We start from the raw sequence: 20,175 nt of genomic DNA, 5'->3' as shown, positions 1-20,175 counted from the left end.
ATGAATGAAGACAAGCATTGTTCAATACCAGCTTCTCGACCCCCGGAAGCTCATTCCAACCGAAGAAATCGATGGTGACAGAGTCGTCGAACTCGAACAGGAGATCGTGCAATCCGGTCGGTGGACGCGACCGATCACCGTCCATCGGGGCGATTGGTTCGTCATGGACGGACACCACAGGCTCACCATTGCGCAACGCCTTGACTTCAAAGTCCTGCCAGTCGTTCTTTTGGACTATGACACCGTTCGGGTGGAGGCATGGCGGCAGGGTGAGACAATCACGCCCGACATGATTTTCGAGATGGCGCGTAGCGGCCGAAAATTCCCTTGCAAGACGACGCGCCACATTTTCGAAGGCCCGCCGCCGGCTTGCGACATTCCTCTGGGAGAGCTTCGGCATCCCGACCCCGCCCCAAGCGCCAAACATACAATGGCTCCCTCCTAAGGCGAGAGCGCCAAACAGCCCAGCGCGGATCCTTCCGCCGCGATAGTGGACGAGCGAAATCAGAGCGCTCGCCCAACGGCACCCCTTTGTCCCCTCACATCACATCGGCAACATCGAAAGGCATCGACGATGACCAAGACGTTCATGCACACGCCTGCCATCCATATCCTTACACGTTCTGATTTATCGGATATCGAGCTGCCACCAGCGGAGGTCATTCGGCTCGTCGAAGATGCCTACTTGTCCTATGCTGAGGGACAGTCCCGTTGCCCGACCAAGCTTATGATGCCGCTCCCGAATGAACAGCGGGACGCCGTATCCTATTCGATGCTCGGATTTGACGGCGCGCTCGAACAAGTCGGCTTCAAGACCTCCTATCGCCAAGGCAGCGAAAGCGCCGAAAAATACTACACCACGATCAGCCTCTATGACGACACGACCGGACTTCCCTTCGCGTTCATGGATTGCCATCGCGTCGGCGGTTCGCGCACTCCGGCCACGACCGCGATTATTGCCAAACATTGCGCCAAGGAGAACGCGAGATCGGCGCTGATGATCGGGACAGGCGCGCAGGGCATCAATACGCTGCCATATCTTCTAACCGCCCTGCCCCGCCTCGAAACCCTGCGCCTCTTCGGTACGCATCCCGATGGGCTTGCCGCGAGCCTTTCCACATTTGCCAAGTATTTTCCCGATCGCGAGATCGAGTTGGTGAAGGATGTCCCGGAGGCGGTCGCCGCATCCGATATCGTCGTGGCTGCCTCCGGCCGCGCCGCCCACCCCAAAATCCAAACCAAGTGGCTCGAGCCCGGTGGCCTGTTGATCTCGGTTGCCAGCAAAGGGGTCGAGGCGGGCGCATTGCACGATGCCGACTATGCAATCGCGACGAACGAGGGCCAGTTGGGCGTGACCGGAAAGCGGCTCGCCGGCCCGGACGGCATTGCCAGGATCGATGCCGAACTGCCGGATATCGTCGGTGGCCGCAAACCCGGACGCAACACTCAGGAAGACCGGGTGTTCGCATTCAGCAGCGGCATGATCATCACCGATATCCCTGTCGCCCACGCACTGGCCACCAGAGGGATTGCCGCCGGCCGCGGCAAGCGCGTCGAACTATGGAGCTAGTGATCAATTCGATGCGCGCCCGGGAGCAGACCTGGGCGACTGCCGTCCGACAAGACATTGAGCTGCTGAGCCAGATTCACCGCGCGACGGATGGCCCGTTTCACATCATCCATCCCGAAAGCTTCGCCGACAATCTGGCGGCCTTCCAGCGCGTTCTGCGGGAAAGAAACGTCACAGGACACGTTTATTTCGGCAAGAAAGCCAACAAGGCGGGCGCATGGCTGCGTGAAGTTGCAAGACTGCGTGGATCGGTCGACGTCGCCAGCCTGCCCGAATTTGTTCATGCGCTCGCCAATGGAATCCTCGGCGAGGATATTGGCGTGACGGGCGCCGCCAAGAGCAACGATCTCCTCTGGCTGGCTTGCCGCCACGGCGCCACCGTTGCCATCGATGCCCTGGATGAACTGGAACGGGCGATCGATATCGCGGCGGAAACCGCTCCCTTGCGCATCCTGCTGCGAGTGCTGCCGCCGACTGGGCAGAACAGCCGCTTCGGATTGAGCTCAAATGACCTTCGCGTGGCACTGGAGCGCTGCGCGAAGGCGAGACGCCACCTGATCATGGACGGCTTTTCCTTCCACCTCGATGGTTATGCGGTGGAGCCACGCGTCAAATTGGCATCGATGTTGATCGACCAATGCCTGGAAGCACGCCGACAGGGCTTTCCGGCCACCGCGATTTCCATCGGCGGAGGCTTTGCCTGCGCCTATGTCGACGAAGAGGAGTGGAAGGCTTTCAAGGAAACGATCGATCCGGCCGAGTTTCATGCCGGAAAGAGCTTCCACCACTTCTATCCCTACTACCAGGCCCCCACCGGCGCCGCCATGCTCGACGCGATCCTGCAAAGCCCGGACGCTGAGGGGACGCTCGCATCGAAGCTGATCGCTGCAGAGGTGCAACTGTATCTCGAGCCCGGACGAGCACTTCTCGACGGCGCTGGGATCACGGTCTTTCCGGTGCAGGGCTTCAAGCGCAATGCAGAACACGGCATCGTAACCGTGGCCGGCCTTAGCATGAGCTTGTCGGAACAGTGGAAAAACAGCGAGTTTCTGCCGACCCCTGTTCTGGTGCAGAGGGGAGCGCCCCGCCCCCAGGAGCCCGTTCGCGCCGCGATCGGCGGCTCCAGTTGCATGGAATACGACGTTCTGACCTGGCGCAAGATCGCATTTCCCGCGACCCCTCGGTATGGCGATCTAATCATCTACCCCAACACAGCCGGCTATCAGATGGACAAGAACGAGAGTGAGTTTCACCAGCTCGCCTTGCCGCCGAAAATTGTTGTGACCCGGCAGGGCGAGTGTTTCACCTGGAGGATGGATCAATGACCAGACACATTAGCCGGCCTGCTGAACGCGTGGTAACGACATGCTCTGAACTGATTGGCGATACGCCATTGCTGGAACTTGCCCGGACCGGATCCGGCAGCCGATTGCTACTGAAGCTGGAACAGTTCAACCCCACCGGAACCTGCAAGGTTCGCATGGCGCGGGAAATGATCCTGGCAGCCGAGCGAGACGGAAAGCTGAAGCCAGGCGGCCGCATCGTCGAGCCGACTTCGGGCAATACCGGAACGGGGCTGGCGCTTGCGGCAGTCGAGCGGGGCTATAAGTTTACCGCCGTCGTCGACAGCCACGCATCGCGCGACAAGCTGCGGGCGATGCGGGCCATGGGCGTCGATCTCGTTTTTGTCGAGAGCAAGGGGGAAGGCCCGAGCACTGTCGAACGGAGGCGCATCGCCGGCGAAATTGCCGAGGAAACCGGCGCATTGTGGCCGGATCAGCACTACAACCCCAACAACAACAACGGTTATGTCGGCCTGGCGGCCGAACTGCTCCGTGACCTCGGCACGGATGTCGACTATCTCGTCGGCGCCGTCGGCACCGGCGGCACGCTATGCGGAACGGTGAGGGAGTTGCGCCGCCTCGGCTCGCAGGTCACAAGCATCGGCGTCGAACCGACAGGATCGATCATCTTCGGGGGCAAGCCCGGCAAATATTGGCAGACCGGCGCCGGCGCACCGGGCGGATTTACCGTCGGCCCCAATGTCGATCATGCCCTGATCGATGAAGGATTGACGGTCGGCGATATCGATGCATTCACGGCTGCCCGCGTCGTCGCTCGCCGAACGGGCATGCTGGTCGGCGGGACCGCCGGTGCCGGCATCCATGTGGCGCTCAAACGTTTGGCCCTCATCGAGCCGAACAGCACGATGGTGGTCCTGGTCTGCGACGCAGGCGAAAAATATCTCGACACGATCTACGACGACGACTGGCTTCGGGAACGTCATCTGTTCGACGAGACGGCACATCGGCGCCTGCATCGGCTTTTCGATGCCTATCGGGAATCGATATATCTCGCCTCTCGAACCGCGGCAGCGGTGGGAGCATAACGACGTGGCTACAATGCAATTTCGGAACTATCGGGAAATCATCACGCTCGCCGCCCCCATCGCCGGCATCCAGTTCGCCCAGGTCGCTCTTACCAGCACCGACCTGCTGATGATGGGCTTCATCAGCGTTCAGGCCGTTGCTGCGGGCGGCCTCGCGATCCTGCTCTACAATCAACTGCGCACGATGTGCGTCGGCATGGTGACGGGCGTTGGCAACATGATTGCCACTTCGGTTGGACAAGGGGAAAAGAGAACCGGAACCTCATCCATCGACGCCACCACGCAGGACGAAGTTCGCGATCTCCTCCGAGCCTCCATGCTGCTGGCAACGATCGTCGCGATTGCCGCGGGCATCATCCTCGTCGCTCTCAGCTATTGCCTGGTCTTTCTCGGGCAGAGCAGCACGGTCGTCGAGCTTGCGAAGCCGATCATGCTGACCCTCGCACCGGGTCTGCTGCCTATGCTGTGGCTCAATGTCCTGCGTCAGTTTGCGGTGGGAATGCGCCGCGCCGGCTCACTCCTGCGGGTTACGATCATCTCGATCGCCGTCAACGCTCTGCTCGACGCCGCTTTCATCTACGGATGGCTTGGCTTGCCGAAGCTTGGTCTGGCGGGCATCGGTCTGGCAACCACGCTTGTCCAGATATGGACCTTTTTTGTCTATTTGCGAGCAGTCCAGCGGGATGAAAAGCTGAACACCCTCCTCGCGCTGTATGGATTTCGGGCACAGCCCGCGACGATAAAAAAAATCGCCAGGATGGGAACGCCGATCGCTTTGACCTATGGTTCCGAAGCGGCAATTACCTCTATCGCGACGGTATTCATGGGTACGTTCGGTCCGGTCGCTCTCGCTGCTTCCAATATCGTCAACCAACTCGCCTATATCGTCTACCAGGCCAATATCGGATTGTCGCAAGGCTCCTCGATATTGGTGAGCCGCACGGCCGGAAAGGGCCAAACCAGTGAAGTCGGTGCGATCGCGAGGCGCACCTTCACGATCAGCTTCTCCATCATGACGGCTGTTGGGCTTGTCTACGTCTTGCTTCCGCAGGCGGTGCTGCGCCCCTTCCTGGGTGACGAGGCCGATCCGGCCGTGCTCGCCGCGGCGAGCACGCTTCTCTGGTTCGCCATAGCGCATCAATTCTTCAAGGGTTCGCAAAATATCTGCATCGGATTGCTGCGCGGGCTTGGAAACACCAAGGCCGGGCTGACAAACACGCTGATCGGCTACTGGCTGATCGGCATCCCGGCCATGGCGGTCTGCGGATATTGGATCGGCTGGGGCAGCTACGGCATCTGGTTCGGCCTGTGCCTTGGGTTCGGAGCTACCAGCTTCTTGCTGTGGTGGCGTTTCGTAACCGACCTCAGAATGGCATCGGCTACGCTGCAAAACCCTGAATATCAAGGTGCCAGTTAGCAAGCCCGACGCGAACAATATTCCCGCATGCCGCGATAAAAGATGATTGTAATCATCATATTTTCTCGCTAAGCAGACTGCTAGAGTCAAGTTTTGCAGGCCAGGCCGTCTCCCGCCGCTTCTTGCATAGGAAAGCGGTGGGGAGAGGCGCCTGCCAACGAAACGTTATGTTGTAACAAATATTGAACTGGAGGATATCGCCATGCGGCGGCGCGCGTTGGGCGTATTTAATATTGCAAGCATCATTGTCATGTTGACCTCGGCAGGCGCTTTCGCCGAGGAAAAACAGACGCTTTCGATCGTCGATGAGCGCGGCGTGACCGTAGAAGCCCCGGTCAACCCGAAGCGGATAGCCTCGGTTTCCTACCTTGCGGTCGATGTCGCGCTTGCCCTCGGCATCAAGCCTGTTGCAACCACTTACATGACGGCCGGACGCGAACCGGACTTCCTTCTTGGCCTGACGAAGGACATGAAGCAGATCGGACAACGAGCGAAGCCCAATCTCGAATTGCTGTCGGAAGTCCGGCCCGACGTTATCATTGCCATGAAACGCTACACCGTCGGCAATGCCCCACAGTTCGAAAAGATCGCGCCCTATATCGCTTACAATATGGAGCTTCTCAGCCAAAGCTATCAGGAGGTCGCCGACCTTTCGAAACTGTTCGGACAGCCGAAGCGCGGCGAAGAACTGAACGCCGCTTTCAAGAAGGATCTCGAGGATTTCGCCGCGAAGGCGCCGAAGAATACGCATCCGCGTTTCCAGATCATGTGGGCGGGCGATACCCCCTTCTCCTTCCATACCGAAAACACCGCAGCATCGATCGTTGCAGCGCTCGGAGGCGACAATATCGTTGGCCCGATGACAAAGGACGGCCGGTTCGGCGAACAGCTCAGCCTCGAAACGATGCTGGAAAAAGATCCGGAAGTGATCTTCGTCTATGATAGCGGCCCGGATCGTCCGCATGAAAACAATCCCATCTGGAAGCAGCTCTCAGCCGTCAGGACTGGTCGCGTGCACTATGTCGGCGACGAGTGGGTGGAGACCAATGGTCCGATCGGCCGTGAACTGGTGCTGCGTGAGGCCGCGCACTACCTCTACCCCGACACCTTCCCCGCCGTCGATGTCAAGGCGGAGGCGGCCAAGCTGATCCCGACCGAGCTGCAAAATTGATGAGGAGTGCGGCCGCTATGCGGCCACGGAATGATCTTCGATCGCTGGTGATGACAATCACGATCGTGGCCGTTGCCGCGACCGTGATTGTCGGCGGGCTTCTGGTCGGCGCAAAGCCGCTTCAGCCGCGCGCTCTTTGGACGGTTCTGTTCGAACCCGACGGGAAGATCGATTCCATTGTCGTATGGACATTGCGGCTGCCGCGCAGCCTAGCGGCTTTCATCGGAGGCGCCGGTCTCGGCGTCTCCGGTTATCTGTTGCAGACACTGACCCGCAATCCGCTCGCCGGACCGGGTCTGACCGGCGTGACATCCGGAGCGGTGACACCAATCGTTTTCTGTTTCGTTTTCATGCCGTGGCTCTCATCCGCATATTATCCCTTGGTCGGACTGGCGGGCGGTTTAGCGGCTGCGCTGTTGACCTTCTGGGTCTCGCGCGGGGGCAGAGGACGTCCTTTGCATCTGGCCCTTGGCGGCGTCAGCATTTCTTTGTTCCTCAGCGCAGTCTCGACCTACATCCTTCTTTTGAGCGGACCGCAGGTGCCGTCATTGCTTTTCTGGTTGGCCGGCGGCTTTCAGGGACGTTCCTGGACGCAGCTCGCATACATGTCCCCATGGGTTTTTCTCGGCACCGCCGGCGCATTGGCATGCCAGCGCGTGATCGGTCTCCTCGCCCTTAGCGAACAGGCCGCCGCCGGGATGGGATTGCAGCTCTCGTTTTGGAAACCATTGCTGCTTCTTCTCGCGGTTCTCCCCGTGGCGGGCGTTACGCCGGTGGCAGGTCCCGTCGCGTTCGTCGGGTTGGCAGCACCGCATATCGCCCGGCTTTTGGGGCCAAAGAGCCAGGGATGGACGATTGCGCTTACCGCAGCCATCGGCGGCCTGATGGTGGTTGCCGCCGACGTGATTGCGCGAAGCGTTGCGGCTCCCCAAGAACTTCCGGTTGGCCTCGTCACGGCGCTGATAGGAGGACCGTTGTTCATCTACCTCGTCCAAAGCCGCAACTTCTCCTTCAAGGGAGAAGCGTGACCATGGCCACCTCCTTGTCACTCCGAAACACCGGCAGCACCGGGTTCTTGCTCGCCTTCGCCGTCATCGCGCTCCTCTCGTTCGTGCTGGCGGTGTTTGTGGGCGTGGCCGATATCCCGCCCTCGGATGTCATTGCTGTGTTCACGGGACACGGTTCGCAACAGGCGCAATCGGTCATCATGGATATTCGCCTGCCCCGCATCGTGACGGGAATACTGGCTGGCATTCATCTCGCTGTTGCCGGCCTTATTCTTCAAAGTATTACCCGCAACCCCCTCGCCGACCCATCGATTATGGGCGTCTCTCAGGGGGCAACGCTTGCAGTCACCATCTTCCTGCTCTTCACGGTCTATATTCACTATAGCGGATCGACGACGGTCGCCGAACTCCCGCTGGAATGGCTGCCGGCCGTCGGCACGGTGGGTGGTCTTCTTGCGGGCGGCATTATCTATGTGCTTGCGTTTCGCCTCGACCTTGGGCCGCTTCGCATCACGCTTTGCGGCATTGCCGTGGGAGCCGTGCTGCAGGCCCTCGCCATCGGATTGATCGCAGGCTGGGGCTCCGCGCGGGTCGAGGTGCTACTGGAATGGCTTTCCGGCAGTCTCTACGCGCGCAGTTGGGAACATACTGCCTTCCTCCTTCCGTATACGGTTGTCGGTCTCGCTGTCTTGCCCATGATCCGCAGGCCGCTGGAACTCCTGCGCTTCGATGCTTCCACGGCCCGATCCTTCGGGCTTTCCTACCGGCGGCAATTTTCTCTTGCGCTGCTTCTATCCTGCGCGCTTGCGGCAAGTGCGGTTGGCACGGTCGGCCCGATCGTCTTCATCGGGCTCATCGTCCCTCACCTTGCCCGCTTTCTTGCCGGCAGGCGTAGCACCCTCGTCCTGCCGCTGACGATCGCCCTCGGCGCCGTGACTGTGACCCTGGGAGATCTTGCCGGTCGGCTCATCGGACAAGCCGACGAAATCCCGATCGGCATCGTCACGGCGATCTGCGGCGTTCCCGTGCTTATCGCGCTTCTGCGCAAAACCCCGTGAGGATGCCATGCTGCTGTCGTGTTCCCGTCTATCCGTCGCTTACGGTGCTCGAAGAGCGCTGAACGCCCTCGATCTCTCCTTCAGGCCAGGCGAGATCCGCGCGCTGATCGGACCCAACGGCTCCGGAAAGAGTACGGCCCTCCAAGCCCTTTCCGGTCTGATCAATCCGGCGGGAGGAAACACGGAGATCGACGGCAGGCCGATCACATCCATGTCGCGCAGACAATTGGCCAAGCACCTCGCATTTCTGCCGCAGCAACCGGCTGCGCCTGATGAGATGACCGTGGCGCAACTGGTCCGGCAAGGTCGCTTCGCGCATGTCGGCCTGTTCCGGAACTATGGCCCTCAGGACGAAGACGCCATTCGCTGGGCGCTGGAAAGCACCGGCCTTCAAAGCTTCGCCGAAAGGAGCCTTCGGGAATTGTCCGGCGGCGAGCGCCAGCGGGCCTGGATCTCGGCGGCGATTGCACAGGAAGCGCGGATCCTGCTTCTCGACGAACCGACGTCGTTCCTCGACATCGGCTATCAGGTGGAGGTCCTTGATCTCGTCTATCGGCTCAGCCGGGAAAAAGGTGTCACCATCATCATGGCGATCCACGATCTCAATCAGGCAATGTCCGTTTGCGACCAGATTTCACTGCTCGATAGGGGCAATCTGGTCTTTGACGGTGACCCAAAGGTACTGGCCGACACGGGGCTGATCGAAAAGGTCTTCCGGGTGAAGGGGCGTTTTGTGCCGATCACCTCCGATGCGCCTCCGCATTTCGACGTCGAGCTTGCACATCGGTATCACTAGGACGAGCGGAGTCGCGCTGGCTTTGGGTGGTCTCGGAAATGTATCCGGAAGATCATGATCCGAACACATCCTCCCAGGGTTCCTTGGCTGGACTTCTATTTCGCATGCGTTTGGTTCAGTGGCTTTTGGGTAAACCGCGTGTTCGCACCGTTCCAGAAAAGGAATCCGGAAATATCTCAGCGGCTAGTCTGGCGGCAGGCGCCGGTGAGTTTCAATGCACAGAATTGGCGGATGCCGAGATAAGCAACCTTCGCGAGAAGGCTCTGATCTCCTCCATGCTCCATGCCACCTCTTCCCGTTGGAAAGGCTGCTGATAGAGGCATGAAAGTGACGGTCTGATGGTCGTGGCACAAGACGATCGACGCGCCGCCGGCTTGCACCTTCCAGAAGGGAAGCGTCCCGCCAGCTTTTAATCGCAAGTAACGGTTCCTATATAGAACTGCAAATCATCTTTCTGCCTAAGGACAGGAGAAACAATGCTTAGTGCAGTTCCGCGTTTCACTCAGCTTGCAGTCATCGTCGCTCTCGCCCTCGCCACCACCCTTGCGAGCTTCGGCGACGCCGATGCGCGTCGCGCTGGCGGTTTCGGTGGATTTGGCAGCCGCGGAACGCGGACCTATGACGCTCCGGCGATAACGCGCACCGCTCCGACCCAGGCCGCTCCCATCGAGCGGACCATGACGCCGCGGCCGCAGACCGAAACGCAATCGCCGATCAATACGCAGCCACGTCCTAGCCTCTTCAATGGTTTCGGCCGGTCAATGATCGGCGGATTGATTGCGGGCGGTCTTCTCGGCATGCTGCTCGGACATGGCTTCGGCGGCGGCTTTGGCTTCCTTGGCCTGCTGCTGCAGATCGGCCTGATCATTGCGGCCATCAGCTTCGCCATGCGGTTTTTCGCAAATCGGCAGCAAACCTCCTATTCCGCATTGGGATCGAACGCGTCCTACAATATGAACGGGTCTCGGCCTTCCTCCTTCTCTATTCCGGCGATCGGCGGCGGAGCTGCAAGCCCCGCGCAGCAAAGAAAGGCCAATGACGAAATCGGGCTCACGCAAGCCGATCTCGATCGTTTCGAACAGCTTCTGACCGAAGTCCAGTCGGCTTATGGCGCCGAGGATTACAATAGCCTGCGCCGTCTCACCACGCCGGAGGCGATGTCCTATCTTGCCGAAGAGCTTGGAGAAAACGCGACCAAGGGCGTGCGCAACAGCGTCACCAATGTGCGTCTGCTGCAGGGCGATATCTCGGAAGCCTGGCGCGAGGCCAATGCCGAATATGCTACTCTCGCCATGCGTTACTCGAGCGTCGATGCGCTGCTCGACCGCACGACGGGCCGGGTTGTCGACGGCGACGATCGCAATGCGTCTGAGACCACCGAGATTTGGACGTTCGTGCGCAAGCCCGGTTCGGACTGGAAGCTTTCGGCTATCCAGGGAACGGAACTCCGTCACGCTTGAGCCTGCCTCGGCAGGCTCAATGTCTCATCGTACCGGCGATTGATGATCGGCCGGTGTCACCGCCGCACGTCAGACTGTCAGGTAAGACAAAGTGTCTGCCGCGCTATCGGAGCTGCTCGTCGCCAACGCGTCGACCTGCGCCGACGTCATGGCGGCAATCTGAGCCGGAGTAAACGCTTCGGCCTGGGAGGTCGTCAGGGAGGCGAGCGCACTGGTGCTCAATCCCGTGACTGCGCTCGTCGTCAGGGAGACGATCTGCTCGTCGGAAAACGCTGACAGATCATCCCCGCTCAGCGCGGCGGCCTGTATCACGTCGAAGGAGTTGACCTGCGATGCCGACAGCGCTCCGATTTGCGTGGTAGTCATTGCCGCCACCTGAACATAGCTCAGCGAAGCAACCTGGCTCGTCGTCAAAGCCGCGATATCGCCGGAGGATAGGGACGCGATGGCGGTCGTGGACAATCCCCTGATCGCCGTCGAGCTAATCGCAGCAAGTTCGTCGGTCGAGAAGGTTTCCAGATCCGCCGTGGTCAACCCGGCGAGCCCAGAGGAGCTCATTGCGGCTATCTGGCTGGTGGAGAGCGCTTCGATCTGCTCTTCGCTAAGAATCTTGACCTGATCACTCGTCAATCCAGAGATGCCTCCAGTGCTCAAAGCGGCGATCTCATCGTCAGAGAGCGTCGCGATGAAGTCCGTGGACAGCCCCTTTATCGAGCCTGAGCTAATTGCGGCAAGTTCTTCCGCCGAGAAGGTGTCCAGCATATCCGTGGTCAGGCCCTTAAGCCCGTCCGAACTCAATCCCGCTATCTGAGCGGTCGAGAGTGTTTCGACCTGCTCGATGCTCAAGGCGCCGGCCTGCAGGCTGCCGAGGCCTGCAACAGCCTTCGGATCCAGAGCGGCTATTTGCGCATCCGAAAGCGAGGCGATATCGACCGTAGTCATGGCCGCAACCTGCTTTGAGGTCAAAGCGCCAACCTGAGCCGTCGTCAAAGCGTCCACCTGATCCGTGCTGAGGACAGCGATCTGGTTGGTGGTCAGCCCCGATATGGCCGCCGTACCCAGAGCTGCGACCTGGCTCGCCGTCAGCGCGGCGACCGTTGCCGTCGACAGGCCCGAGACCGCGCTCGAACTGATCGCGGCTATCTCGGCGGTCGTGAAGGTATCCAAATCGTCCGTCGTGAGAGCAGCCATCTGTTTCGAGCTAAGCGCGCTGATCTGGACGCTGCTCAATGCCTCGACCTGATCGGTGCTGAGCGCTGCGATCTGAGCGGTGGTCAGGCCCGCGATGCCCGCCGTGCCAAGTGCCGCGATCTGCTCTGTCGAAAGTGAGGCAATGTCGCCTGTACTCATGGCCGCAATCTGCTTCGAGGTCAAAGCGCCGACCTGGGCCGTCGTCAGGGCATCCACCTGACTTGTGCTCAGGACTGCGATCTGGTCGCTGGTCAGACCCGATATGGTCGCCGTGCCCAAAGCTGCGATCTGGGTCGGCGTCAGAGAGGCAAGCGTTGCCGTCGACAAGCCCGAGGCCGCGCTGGAACCGATCGCGGCCATCTCCGCGGCGGTGAACGTATCCAGATCGTCTGCGCTGAGGGCGGCAATCTGCGTCGAGCTGAGCGCACCGATCTGAGTGCTGTTCAGTGCCTCAACCTGATAGGTGTTCAGCGCCGCGATCTGAGCGGTGCTCAGGCCCGCAATGCCTGCCGTGCCAAGTGCCGCGACCTGATCCAGCGAAAGCGAAGCGATGTCGCCAGTGCTCATAGCTGCGATCTGTTTCGAGGAGAGAGCATGGACCTGCGCCGTCGTCAGGCCATCCACCTGATCCGTGCTGAGGACGGCGATCTGATCGGTGGTCAGCCCCACTATGCCCGCCGTACCCAGGGCTGCGACCTGGCTTGGCGTCAGCGACGCGACCGTTGCCGTCGACAGGCCGGCGACCGCGCTCGAACCGATGGCTGCCATCTCGGCGGTCGTGAAGGTATCCAGATCGTCCGTACCGAGGACGGCAATCTGCTTCGAGCTGAGCGCGCCGACCTGAGTACTGGTCATTGCCTCGACCTGATCGGTGCTGAGCACAGCGATCTGATCCGTGGTCAGACCCTCGATGCCCGCCGTGCCAAGTGCCGCGACCTGCTCGACCGAAAGCGAAGCGACGTCGGCCGTGCTCATGGCTGCAATCTGTTTCGACGTGAGAGCACCGACCTGCGAGGTCGTCAGGGCATCCACCTGATCCGCGCTGAGGACGACAATCTGATCGGTGGTTAGACCCGATATGCCTGCCGTGCCTAGCGCTGCGATCTGGGTCGGAGTCAGCGAGGCGATCGTTGCCGTAGACAGGCCGGAGACCGCAGTTGAACCGACCGCGGCCATCTCCGCGGCAGTGAAAGTATCGAAATCCTCCGCGCTGAGGGCGGCAATCTGCTTCGAGCTGAGCGCGCCGACCTGGGTGCTGGTCATCGCCTCGACCTGATCGGTGCTTAGCGCTGCGATCTGATCCGTGCTCAGACCCGCTATGCCCGCGGTGCTCAAAGAGGCTATCTGGCTTGCCGAAAGCGAAGCGATCTCGCCCGTGCTCAGGGCCGCGATCTGTCTCGATCCGAGCACGCCGACCTGGGAATTGGTCAGAGCGTCCACCTGATCGGTGCTGAGCACCGCGATCTGCTTGGTGCTCAAACCGCTGACGCCCTGCGTACTCAGAGCCGCGATCTGAGCCGTCGTCAAGGCGGCGATCACATCCGTCGACAAGCCGGGGATGGCGGCCGAACCGATCGCGGCAATCTCCTTGGTCGAGAAGGTTGCGATGTCGTCAGCTCCCAGCACCGTAAGCTGTGCGGAACTGAGAGCGCCGATCTGCGCGCTGGTCAAAGCCTCCATCTGAGCAGTGTTCAGCGCCGCGATCTGCTTGGTGCTCAGCGTATTGATGTCTATCGTGCTCAACGCCGCGACCTGGGCAGTCGTCAGGGAGGCGAGCGTGTCCGTCGACAAGCCGGCAATGGCATTCGAGCTGATCGCCGCAATGTCCTTGGTCGAGAAGGTTGCTATGTCGTCGGCGCTGAGGACGGCAATCTGTCGCGAGCTCAGCGCACCGACCTGGGTGCTCGTCAAGGCCTCCACCTGAACCGTGCTTAAGGCAGCGATCTGCGTGGTGCTCAGAGCGCTGATGCCTTGCGTACTCAGGGCTGCGATCTGGGCGGTCGTCAAGGACGCAATCGTCGCTGTCGCCAAGCCTGGAATAGCACTGGAACTGATCGCCGCAATGTCCTTGGTCGAGAAGGTCGCTATTTCGTCCGCACTCAGCACGGTAATCTGTGATGAACTGAGGGAGCCGACCTGGGCGCTGGTCAGGGCTTCCGCCTGGCTGGTGCTGAGGACTGCAAGCTGCTTGGAGCTCAATCCCGCAACGCCGCCCGTGCTCAGGGAGGCAATTTGCGCCGTTGAAAGAGCCGCTATGTCGCCTGTGCTCAAGGCTGCAACTTGTGCCGAACTCAGCGCTGCGATCTGCTTGGTCGACAAGAGCGAAATCTGGCCGGTGCTGAGAGCAGCGATCTGGCTGGTCGAAAGTCCTGCGACGCCGCCGGTGCTCAGAGCCGCGATCTGGGTCGTTGAAAGCGTTGCTATGTCGCCCGTTGTCAGTGCCGCGATCTGCGTCGAATTGAGGGCGCCGATCTGGGTACTGGTCAAGGCGTCGATCTGAGTGGAGCTGAGAGTAGCAATCTGATCGGCAGTCAGGCCCGAAACGCCCGACGTGCTCAACACGGCAATTTTGTCGGTAGACAAGACTGCAACATCGTCGCCCAAGGCGGCGACTTGTGCCGCACTCAACGCCTTGACCTGCGTGGCGGACAGGAGACCGACCTGAACGGTGCTCAAGGCATCGATCTGATCGGTGGTCAGGCTTGCGATCGCGCTGGTGCTCAGCGAAGCGAGCTGAACTGTGGTGAGAGCGGCGATAGCATCCGCGCTCAAGCCCGACATGCCCTTGCTCGCGATCGCCGCGATATCGGCGGTCGAGAACACCGCGATGTCATCCGTGCCCAGAGCCCCAAGTTGCGTCGAACTCAGCGCCTTCACCTGTGCCGTTGACAGTGCTTCGACCTGACCGGTGCTCAGAGCTTCGATCTGGTCGTCCGTCATGCTTGCAATCGCACCGGTGCTGAGCGCGGCGATCTGGGTGGTGGTGAGAGCGGCGACAACATCCGCACTCAGACCCGGCATGGCCTTGTTCGTGATCACTGCGATGTCCGCGGTGGAGAAGGTCGCTATGTCCTCCGCACTCAGGGCAGCAAGTTGCGTCGAACCCAGCGCCTGCACCTGTGTCGTGGTCAGGGCTTGGACCTGATCGGTGCTCAAAGCCTCGACCTGATCCGCCGTCAGGTTTGCAACCGCACTGGTGCTCAAGGCAGCAATCTGGGCGGTCGACAAGGCCTCAATCTGATCGGCGTCCAAGGCCTGAAGTTGCACCGTTTTGAGGCCGCTAATCTGGGCGGTCGTCAATACTGCGATCTGATCGGCGGTAAGAGCCGCAACGGTGTCCGTGCTCAGACCCGAGATGCCTTTGCTCGTGATCGCTGCGATATCCGCGGTGGAAAAGGTTGCTATATCTTCCCCGGTCAAGGCTCCAAGCTGCGTCGAAGTCAGTGATTTCACCTGTACCGACGACAGGGCTTCGACCTGGCTCGTGCTCAAGGCTGCGACTTGCGACGTTTGGAGGACTGCCATCTGAAGCGTCGTCAACACAGCGATCTGATCGGTGCTAAGCGCAGCAACAGTGTCGACGCTCATACCCGGCAGAGCTTTGGTGGTGATTGCCGCGATATCGGTGGTCGAGAAGGTCGCGATGTCATCCGTGCCCAGAGCCCCAAGTTGCGTCGAACTCAGCGACTTCACCTGTGTCGGCGTCAGGGCTTCGACCTGATCGGTGCTCAAGGCCTGGAGTTGCACTGTTGTGAGGGCAGCGACCTGGGCCGTCGTCAATGCGGCGATCTGACCCGTGGTAAAGGCCGCAACAATCTCCGTGCTCAGACCCGGCACGGCTTTGCCGGCGATCGCCGTGATATCAGCGGTCGAGAACGTCGCTATGTCCTCCGCGCTGAGGGCCGCCAGTTGTGTCGAGCTCAGCGCCTTCACCTGTGTCGACGACAGGGCTTCGACCTGGCTCGTGGTCATGGCAGCGAGCTGCGCTGTCTTGAGGGCAGCAATCTGCAGCGTCGACAAGACGGAGATCTGTTTCGTAGAGAGTTCTGCGACAACGTCCGTGCTCAGGCCCGGCAAGGCTTTCGTCGTGATCGCGGCGATGTCCGTGCTCGAGAACGTCGCTATGTCATCCGTGCCCAGAGCCTGAAGCTGTAGCGAACTCAGCGACTTCACTTGTACCGAGGACAGAGCCTTGACCTGATCGGTGCTCAAAGCTGCGACCTGATCGGTCGTCAGGCCCAGAATCGCGACGGTGCTCAGAGCCGCGACCTGATGGGTGGTGAGGGCTCCGATGACGGCTGTACCCAGGCCCGAGATGCCTTTACTCGTGATCGCCGCCATGTCGGCGGTCGAAAATGTCGCTATGTCATCCGTGCTGAGCGCGCCAAGCTGTACCGAGGACAGGGCTTTGACCTGCGCCGTTGTCAGGGCCTCGATCTGAGCAGTGCTCATGCTCGCGATCTGATCGGTCGTCAGGCTTGCCGTCGCACCGGTGCTCAAAGCAGCAACCTGAGCAGTCGTCAGGCCGTCAAACTGATCGGTATCCAAGGCCTGGAGCTGCGTTGTTTTCAGGGCGTGGATCTGGGATGTCGTCAACGCGGCAATCTGATCGGAGGAGAGCGCCGCGATAATGTCCGTGCTCAGTCCCGGCACGGCTTTGCTGGTGATCGCCGCCATGTCGGCGGTCGAGAACACCGCTATGTCCTCCGTGCCTAAGACAGAAAGCTGCGTCGAAGTCAGCGCCGCCACTTGTGCCGACGACAAGGTTTCAACCTGATCCGTGTCCATGGCCGCGAGCTGCGTCGTCGTGAGGCTGGCGACCTGAGCCGTCGTCAGTGCGGCGACCTGGCTGGTGGAGAGCGCCGCAATAATGTCCACGCCCAGGCCCGGGATGGCCTTGCTCGTGAGCGCCGCGATATCGGCGGTCGAGAACGACGCCATATCCTCCGAACTCAGAGCCGAGAGCTGCGTTGAACTCAACACCTTGATCTGTGCCGTCGATAGGACGTCGACCTGATCAGTACTCAAAGCCGCGACCTGATAGGTCGCCAGGCTTGCAACCGCGGCGGTGCTCAGGGCTGCGATCTGATCTGTGGTGAGGACTGCGATCATATCCTCATTCAAGCCATGCACGGCCTTACTCGTGATCGCGGCCACATCGGCGGTGGAGAATGTCGCTATGTCATCCGTACCAAGAACATCGAGCTGCGTGGAACTCAATACTTTGACCTGCGTCGACGACAGTGCTTCGACCTGATCGGCACTCAAAGCCACGACCTGATCGGTCGTCAGGCTTGCGATCGCACCGGTACCCAGAGCGGCGATCTGGCCGGTGCTGAGCCCTGCCAGAATGGCCGTGCTCAAGCCCAAGATGCCCTTGCTCGTGATCGCCGCCATATCGGCAGTCGAGAACGTCGCGATATCGTCCGAACTGAGGGCTGCGAGCTGTACAGAACTCAGCGACTTCACCTGCGCCGACGTCAAAGCCTCGACCTGATCGGTGCTGAAGACGGAGATCTGAGCGGACGTCAGGCCTGCAATTGCCCCGGTATTCAAGGCAGCAATCTGATCGGTCGACAAGGACTCGAGCTGATCGCTATCGAGGGCCTGGAGTTGCGTCGTTTTGAGGGCGTTGACCTGGGCCGTTGTCAATGCAGCGAGCTGACCGGAGGAGAGCGCCGCGATCGCCCCCGTGCTCAGGCCCGACATGGCTTTGCTGGCAATCGCCGCGATGTCCTCGGTCGAAAACGTCGCTACATCATCCGCAGTGAGGGCCGCGAGTTGCGACGCTTTGAGGGCGCCGACTTGAGACGTGGTCAGTGCCTCCGCCTGATCTGTCGTCAGCGCATGAAGCTGCGTCGTGGTGAGCGCGGAAACCTGGCCCGAGTTCAGACTTTCGATGGCAACCTTGTCGAGAATGCTCAACTGATCCAGCGTCAGACCGATGATGGCACCTTGCGAAATGGCGCCCAACTGCTCTGAGTCGAGAACTTTGACATCTTCCGTATCCAGAGCTGCGACCTGAGCCGAAGAAAGCGCTGCGATCTGAGTCGTGGAAAGCGACGCCACATCTTCGGTGGACCAAGCCGCGACCGTTGCCGTCGACAGAAGTCTGATCTGATTGACACTCAGGGAAGAACTGATCGAAGTCATGCCCGCAAATCCTAAACGTGAAATCCAACGTCTCAACAACCGACGGCGGTCCATCTGCCCAAGCTCTGAATGAGCATCGGCCAAGCGAGTCCGTCATCCTGTAAATGCTGAGTACGAAAAGGGGCTTGCCTGAACCTGAAGTTGACCGACGCTCGCCGATCTCTCTATCAGATGGTCTCTGGACGATTTTCCATCGCAAAACCAAACAGATCGAGGCGCTCCTCAATGCCGGACCAGACTTGATCCCTCTGAAGCGGGTAAGAGGCCGCAGCAGCTTCTCAAACTCTGTTATGATTGAGATTTGCCGTTATGGTTTCGCGCGATCGGGATGCGCCGCCTGAAAAGCGGGCAGTTTGGCGCAATTGCCATCGATATCGACGATGCGCTTGAAAGCGGTGATATCAACTCCCCATCGGCGGGCATTATAGACTTGGGGAACAAGGCAGAGATCCGCCATCGTCGGCTGATCTCCAAAGCTGAACTCTCCATTGAATTCAGAGAGCATTGCTTCCAGTTTGCCGAGGCCGTCCGCAATGAAGTGCTTTGTCCATTCTTCGCGGGCTTCAGCCTTGCCCGTTATGCTTATGACATGCGCCGCGACATGCATGTTGCAGATGGGGTGGATGTCCATGGCGACCGCATAAGCAAGTGCTCGTACCTGTTGCCGGCAAGCAATATCCGGCGGCAGCAATCCATACTCCGGCCGAAGCTCCGCCAGATATTCGATGATTGCGAGCGACTGCGTCAGCGTCTTTCCATCGATCACCAGCGTCGGCACAAACCCTTGCGGGTTGAGCGCCAGATAATCCCTACTTCTCTGCTCACCTTCCAACAGGTTGATCGACACGGTTTTATAGTCGATCTCAAGCATGTTGAGCGCGATGCGGACACGGTAGCTCGCCGATGATCTCCAGTAGTCGTAGAGGACGACCTCATTCATCGCGGCTTCAACCCTTCATATTTTTCGACCGTCTGCTCGATCGCTCCGAAGATTGAATGCCCGGTCCGATCTTTCATCTCGATCCGGACCTGGTCTCCGAACTTCATGAAGGGGGTCTTCGGCGATCCGGTTTCAATTGTCTCGATCATCCGTATCTCGGCGATGCAGGAATAACCGTCTCCGCCGTTTTCAACCGGCTTGCCCGGCCCGCCGTTGAGCTTGTTGGAAACCGTTCCCGAGCCGACGATCGTCCCGGCCACGAGATTGCGGGTCTTGGCGGCATGGGCGATCAGTTGGCCAAAATCAAATGTCATATCGACGCCCGCATTTGCCTTGCCGAATTTCTTGCCATTCAAAGTCACGAGCAGCGGCAGATGCACCTTGCCGCCATCCCAGGCGTCTCCAAGTTCCTCCGGCGTCACCGCGACCGGAGAAAATGTCGATGCCGGCTTGGACTGGAAAAAACCAAATCCCTTTGCCAGCTCTTCCGGGATGAGGCCGCGCAACGATACGTCGTTAACGAGCATCAGCAGGCGGATGGCGCTGCGGGCAGCCTCCGGAGTCGAACCCATGGCAACATCGCCGACAATGACGGCAACCTCGCCTTCCATGTCGATCCCATAAGCCTCGTCAGCCATCACGATCGGGTCTCGGGGGCCAAGGAAACTGTCCGATCCCCCTTGATACATCAGCGGATCGACCCAGAAGCTGGCCGGCATCTCGGCGTTGCGCGCCTTGCGCACAAGCTCCACATGGTTGACGTAGGCCGAGCCGTCGGCCCACTGATAGGCCCGCGGTAAAGGCGAGGCGGCTTCATGTTCGTGAAACCGGATTGTCGGCTGGGCTCCGGTCTCGATACCTTCCGCGATCAAAGCAAGCCTGGGTGCCACATGCTCCCAATCATCGAGGGCTGCCTGCAGCGTGCGGGCAATGTGACCGACCTCGGAGCAGCGGGTAAGGTCGCGGGAGACGACGACGAGCCGGCCATCTCTTGTGGAGTCTTTCAGTGTCGCAAGCTTCATG

At 60.3% G+C, this 20,175-nt stretch carries 13 protein-coding genes; 10 read left to right on the top strand and 3 right to left on the bottom strand.

What is annotated here, in order from left to right; genetic code table 11:
- Positions 1-4: 4 nt before the first annotated feature.
- The 10 genes from GGD50_RS22770 to GGD50_RS22725 all read left to right on the top strand — a co-directional run bounded on the left by GGD50_RS22770 (position 5) and on the right by GGD50_RS22725 (position 10,868).
- Complete coding sequence (locus GGD50_RS22770) at positions 5-445, top strand: ParB N-terminal domain-containing protein (RefSeq protein WP_183939629.1); 441 nt, start codon at positions 5-7, stop codon at positions 443-445.
- 129 nt (positions 446-574) lie between these two features.
- On the top strand, positions 575-1,570 hold the full coding sequence (locus GGD50_RS22765; RefSeq protein ID WP_210318944.1) for an ornithine cyclodeaminase: 996 nt from the start codon (positions 575-577) through the stop codon (positions 1,568-1,570).
- On the top strand, positions 1,561-2,895 hold the full coding sequence (locus GGD50_RS22760; protein WP_183939627.1) for a type III PLP-dependent enzyme domain-containing protein: 1,335 nt from the start codon (positions 1,561-1,563) through the stop codon (positions 2,893-2,895). The genes GGD50_RS22765 and GGD50_RS22760 overlap by 10 nt, the downstream gene beginning before the upstream one ends.
- On the top strand, positions 2,892-3,959 hold the full coding sequence (locus GGD50_RS22755) for a PLP-dependent cysteine synthase family protein (RefSeq protein WP_183939625.1): 1,068 nt from the start codon (positions 2,892-2,894) through the stop codon (positions 3,957-3,959). Before GGD50_RS22760 ends, GGD50_RS22755 begins: the two co-directional genes overlap by 4 nt.
- Before the next feature lie 13 nt (positions 3,960-3,972).
- Entirely contained in the window at positions 3,973-5,376 is a 1,404-nt protein-coding gene (locus tag GGD50_RS22750) for an MATE family efflux transporter (protein WP_183939807.1), read from the top strand.
- Positions 5,377-5,626: 250 nt separating this feature from the next.
- Positions 5,627-6,547, top strand: coding sequence for an ABC transporter substrate-binding protein (locus GGD50_RS22745; protein WP_414125012.1), 921 nt, complete (start codon positions 5,627-5,629; stop codon positions 6,545-6,547).
- A 50-nt stretch (positions 6,548-6,597) separates the two neighbouring features.
- On the top strand, positions 6,598-7,575 hold the full coding sequence (locus tag GGD50_RS22740; RefSeq protein ID WP_183939621.1) for a FecCD family ABC transporter permease: 978 nt from the start codon (positions 6,598-6,600) through the stop codon (positions 7,573-7,575).
- 2 nt (positions 7,576-7,577) lie between these two features.
- Positions 7,578-8,612 carry a FecCD family ABC transporter permease gene (locus tag GGD50_RS22735; RefSeq protein WP_183939619.1) on the top strand — a complete coding sequence of 345 codons (1,035 nt, stop codon included), beginning with the start codon at positions 7,578-7,580 and terminating at the stop codon, positions 8,610-8,612.
- Between the two features lie 7 nt (positions 8,613-8,619).
- Positions 8,620-9,408, top strand: a complete 789-nt coding sequence (locus GGD50_RS22730) for an ABC transporter ATP-binding protein (protein ID WP_183939617.1) — start codon at positions 8,620-8,622, stop codon at positions 9,406-9,408.
- Positions 9,409-9,884: 476 nt separating this feature from the next.
- The gene (locus GGD50_RS22725; protein ID WP_183939615.1) at positions 9,885-10,868 is read left to right on the top strand and encodes a Tim44 domain-containing protein; all 984 of its coding nucleotides are present in this window, start codon (positions 9,885-9,887) and stop codon (positions 10,866-10,868) included.
- A gap of 69 nt (positions 10,869-10,937) precedes the next feature.
- Here GGD50_RS22725 and GGD50_RS22720 read toward each other — a convergent pair whose 3' ends face one another.
- The 3 genes from GGD50_RS22720 to GGD50_RS22710 form a co-directional block, all read right to left on the bottom strand.
- Complete coding sequence (locus GGD50_RS22720; protein ID WP_183939612.1) at positions 10,938-18,212, bottom strand: hypothetical protein; 7,275 nt, start codon at positions 18,210-18,212, stop codon at positions 10,938-10,940.
- 307 nt (positions 18,213-18,519) lie between these two features.
- Complete coding sequence (gene maiA, locus GGD50_RS22715) at positions 18,520-19,152, bottom strand: maleylacetoacetate isomerase (protein WP_183939610.1); 633 nt, start codon at positions 19,150-19,152, stop codon at positions 18,520-18,522.
- Positions 19,149-20,174: a fumarylacetoacetate hydrolase family protein gene (locus GGD50_RS22710; protein WP_183939607.1), complete on the bottom strand. Its 1,026-nt coding sequence runs from the start codon at positions 20,172-20,174 to the stop codon at positions 19,149-19,151. Before GGD50_RS22710 ends, maiA begins: the two co-directional genes overlap by 4 nt.
- Position 20,175: the final 1 nt, after the last annotated feature.

This window comes from Martinezella paranaensis, from assembly GCF_014200235.1.
In the GTDB taxonomy this organism is placed as follows: Bacteria; Pseudomonadota; Alphaproteobacteria; order Rhizobiales; family Rhizobiaceae; genus Rhizobium; species Rhizobium paranaense.
Note: the sequence above shows the minus strand (reverse complement) of the source record. Positions and strands in the feature narration are given on the sequence as shown.